4 protein-coding genes are annotated in these 4,243 nt (G+C 26.8%); all 4 read left to right on the top strand.

Annotated features, from left to right (window positions below):
• Nucleotides 1-132 precede the first annotated feature (132 nt).
• The 4 genes from MPF19_RS18665 to MPF19_RS18650 all read left to right on the top strand — a co-directional run bounded on the left by MPF19_RS18665 (nucleotide 133) and on the right by MPF19_RS18650 (nucleotide 4,017).
• Nucleotides 133-882 carry a DUF3800 domain-containing protein gene (locus MPF19_RS18665; RefSeq protein ID WP_249989791.1) on the top strand — a complete coding sequence of 250 codons (750 nt, stop codon included), beginning with the start codon at nucleotides 133-135 and terminating at the stop codon, nucleotides 880-882.
• Between the two features lie 74 nt (nucleotides 883-956).
• Nucleotides 957-2,030 (top strand): reverse transcriptase family protein, encoded by a 1,074-nt coding sequence (locus MPF19_RS18660; protein WP_249989790.1) that lies wholly within the window; start codon nucleotides 957-959, stop codon nucleotides 2,028-2,030.
• 230 nt (nucleotides 2,031-2,260) lie between these two features.
• Complete coding sequence (locus tag MPF19_RS18655; protein ID WP_249989789.1) at nucleotides 2,261-2,866, top strand: DUF4240 domain-containing protein; 606 nt, start codon at nucleotides 2,261-2,263, stop codon at nucleotides 2,864-2,866.
• Nucleotides 2,867-3,021: 155 nt separating this feature from the next.
• Complete coding sequence (locus MPF19_RS18650; protein WP_249989788.1) at nucleotides 3,022-4,017, top strand: FRG domain-containing protein; 996 nt, start codon at nucleotides 3,022-3,024, stop codon at nucleotides 4,015-4,017.
• Nucleotides 4,018-4,243 lie beyond the last annotated feature (226 nt).

Raw genomic sequence — 4,243 nt, 5'->3', positions numbered from 1 at the left:
CTCACTTGGGAAATTCCTCCGGAATTTCGCCGTTCGTGTTTTATTTACTAAATTCACTGCTTAAACAACGCAACAAAGCTTATACATCAACGTTAGGGGTAATTAAAAAAAACTACTGAAAGATAAAAATAGATGATTACAACTTCAAAAAAAATTAATTACTTTTATATTGATGAATCCGGAAGCATTAATAACGATTCTGATATTTTTATTCATGGATGTATTAAAACGGATTCTCCTAATACCATAAGTACAGCTCTTGAAAAATTGAAAAAAGAATTAATTGATAGCTTGTATTATGAGGAATTTGCTGAGAGAATAAAAAAAGAAGGATTTCATGCTACAGAAAACAATATGGATATGAGAGCTGATGTATACAAACTATTACCTCTCTTAGATTATAGATCATACTTTGTAATTTTAAATAAAAAAACTGATTATTTCAAAAGTTTACAAAACAAAGAAGAACACGAAATATTTTCATTTTGTTTGAGAAAGTTATTAATGGATAGAATTATAAAAAATAAAGGAGATAAAAATATTTTTATATTTGAAACAATAAAAATATCAAAAAAGCCTTTGATAACAATCCTAAAAGAAATATTTGACAATTTAGATAAAGACCATGACTGTGAATATAAAATAGTAGGAAAAGATGAATTAAACATGGGTATAATTGATTATTTAAATTTTGTTTTTCATCATTTATTAACATCAGAAAAGATAATGAATAGAATGAAACAAAATTTTGATATCTTAGCACCAAAGATTGCGGTAATTAATTTACTACACAGTAACATTTATTTGAGTAGAAAGAAAAAAGCAGAGTTTCAAATCAATCTAGACAATTTAAATAAACAGTTTAGTGAGCAGCCAAGGTAATTAATCGAATATGACTTCGTATTCGGCTTATGACATTACTATCTATCTTACCTTGGCTCTCACTTTTTAATCATATGAATTATAAAAATATAGAAAACACATCTCAGTTAGCGAATTATTTACGTTGTAATATCAGTTTTCTTGAAAATGCAATAAACAAAGAATACAATATTATAGACCTGAAAAAAGAAGAAAATCGTACTTCAGATTATCTTCTTGGTGATAATGATGAAATATATGTTGATAAATTTTATATCAAAAAGAAAGGGAAATTAGGTGGATTTAGAGGTGTACATTCAATTTCTAACTTTCAACTAGAAAGTACCTTAAAAATTTTAAATAATTATTTATCTGAAATCTTTTTACCTCAAGATTGTGTACATGGTTTTATCAAAGGGAGAAGCACTAAAACTAATGCGAAACCTCATTTAAAAAAGAAAATACTTCTTTCATTAGATATAAAAAATTATTTTGAATCTGTATCTGTAAAAATGATTTCTGAAAGTCTTACAACAATAGGATTTCATGAAAACATTGCTAAAAACATAGCAAATTTAGTGACAATCAATGGATATTTAGTACAAGGATTTTGTACAAGCCCAACTATAGCAAATATAGTTACTGATAAATTTGACAAAGAAATCATCAAGCTTTGCGGAATAAATGTAGTATATACGAGATATGCAGATGATTTAAGCATATCATCAGATAAAGAAGTCCCAGAAATTAGTGAAATTGAAGATTTAATGATTAAGTATGGTTTCGAACTCAATGAAGAAAAGACAAATAAAGTAAAAAGAGGACATTATCAATTTGTAACGGGACTAACAATTTTTGATGATAAAACACCAAGAATCCCAAAAAAGATAAAAAGAAATCTAAAATTAGAAATTTATTATATTAGTAAATTAGGTTATAAAAAACATGCAATAAGAAGAGTAAAAAATACTCAAATTGAATATAGCTCTAGTGAATTTAAAAACGAAGTTAGCGAAGAGATTCTTAAAACTCAACATCGTCTTTTTGGTTGGATTCATTACATAATGTCAATTGAACCAATTTTCGGAAAAAAAATGTATGACATATTAATTAAATGCAAAAAAGAATACATAACACCTGAAATGTATTTAAAACATTATAATTTATAGAATAAACTACCCCTAACACCGTGTAAAAAAAATTGCTGGTTTTAGCTTACTTACGAAAATCCTCGCGGATTTTCTTGGTTTGTGTATTATTTACTAACTTTATTGCTTAAAACACGCAACTTTCCTTACACAACAACGTTACCACCAATTAGAAAATGAAATTCGCTACAATAATATTTACATTATTTTTAATATTAAGTTGTAATCAAAACACGAAAAACAATAACCAAATGGGAATATTTGACAAACTTTTTGGAAAGAAAGAACTACCAAAAACTTATAATCAAGAAATTGAAAAAACGAGTGAAATGTTAGATGAAACAATATTCTGGAATATTGTGAATTTATCCGTTAAGAATACAAATAATCAAGATTCTCAAGAAAGATTTTTAGTAAAAGAAATTGAAAAATTGACACCAAAAGAAATCATTGGTTTTCGATTAAGAACTGACAAATTCCTTTATGACACATATAATTCGGAAATGTGGTGTGCTGGATATATAATGAATGGTGGATGTTCTGATGATGGTTTTGAGTATTTTAGAAATTGGGTAATTTCAAGAGGAAAAGAAACCTATTACAAAGGAAAAGAAAACCCTGATAGTTTAATTTCTGAATTTATAGAAGGAGAAGATTATTATGATTTTGAAAGTTTTTGGTATGTTGCATTAACAGCATTTGAAAATAAAACAGGAAAGGAATTGTATGATTATATTTCTGACGATTTTAAAACAAATGAAGGAAATTATCAGAATTTTGAATTTACTTGGAGCGACGAAAAACCTGAAACAATGAAAGTGATTTGTCCAAAATTATTTGAGAAAATGTGGAAATAAAAAACTGGTGGTAACACCGTATAAACTTTATTGCTGGTTTTAGCTCACTTGGGAAATTCCTCCGGAATTTCGCCGTTCGTGTATTATTTACTAAATTCACTGCTTAAACAACGCAACAAAGCTTATACAACAACGTTGGCAATAATTTAAAAAAAATGAAAATAGAATTTTATAAGAGCTTAAAAGATAAAGAAAGTCACTTTTCGACCCAAAATATAGATTCAAAAGAAGATCTTGATTCTTTCATCAATGATTGGGAAACTAAAGAAAATCAAATTTTCAGAGGGGTAAATAACGCTAGTTTTAAATTATATAATTCTTCACAAAGATTTTGGATAGGCGAAGAACTTCAAAAATTAGGAAAATCATATCCTGATTTTATTAAAGAGCAAATAGAGAATGCTAAAAAATTTCAAAATAACGTATTGGAAAAGTTTTATAAATCGTTTGGACACGAAGCTTATGATTTATCTGTTTTAAGTTTTTTACAACATTACGGAGCTCCTACTCCTCTGTTAGATTTTAGCTATAACTTAAATACGGCTTTATATTTTGCAACTGAAAACACTCCTGTAAATCATATAAAAGATGATATAGATAATTACATATCGATATATGCGATTGATTTGTCTAAAACAAAAATGTTTTTCCCTTCTTTAATAGACCATTTATCATCAAATACAAGAAATATAAACGAAATTTTAGAAAGATATAAAGGAGAAAATATTGATACTTCTGGAGTTACCGAGCCTTTAAAAAAATTAAGTTATTCATATTTTGAAAAATTAAGTCTTTTTTACATTCCAGGATATAGTGAAGATGGTTATGAATTTGAAATTCCTGAATTAAAAGATTTTAAATTAATATTTAATCAACAAAATTTAAATATAATTAATCAAGAAGGATTATTTGTTTATAATTCAGATGAAACACATCCTTTAGAAGACTATTTTACTGATGATAATGATGGTTTCCAAAAAACATTTGTTTTACCAAAAATAAAATGTTGGAATATTCATAAAAGTTTCCAAGACTATATTATATCTAATTTAAACAAAGCTAAACCTTGTCCTGTCAACAAAGCATTTATTTATCCGCAAGAAGAGATGATAGCTTCAGATTCATTTAAAAAATTTAAAACAAACATATAAAACTATTGCCAACACCGTGTATAATTAATTGCTTGGTTATCGCCTACTTACGAAAGTCCTCGCGGACTTTCTATCTGTGATTTATTTGCTAACTTTAGTGCTTGAAACACGCAACTAACCATACACAAAACCGTTGTAAAAAACTTGCTGAAAGTATAATTTAAGAACAAAAGTCATTTTAAAATACATTTAGCTTTAAAAGTCTGAAAACTAAAAGGCGGAAAAA

This window comes from Polaribacter sp. Z014 (assembly GCF_023555435.1).
In the GTDB taxonomy this organism is placed as follows: Bacteria; Bacteroidota; Bacteroidia; order Flavobacteriales; family Flavobacteriaceae; genus Polaribacter.
The sequence above is the reverse complement of the archived record's forward strand: the minus strand, read 5'-3'. Positions and strand labels throughout refer to the sequence as shown.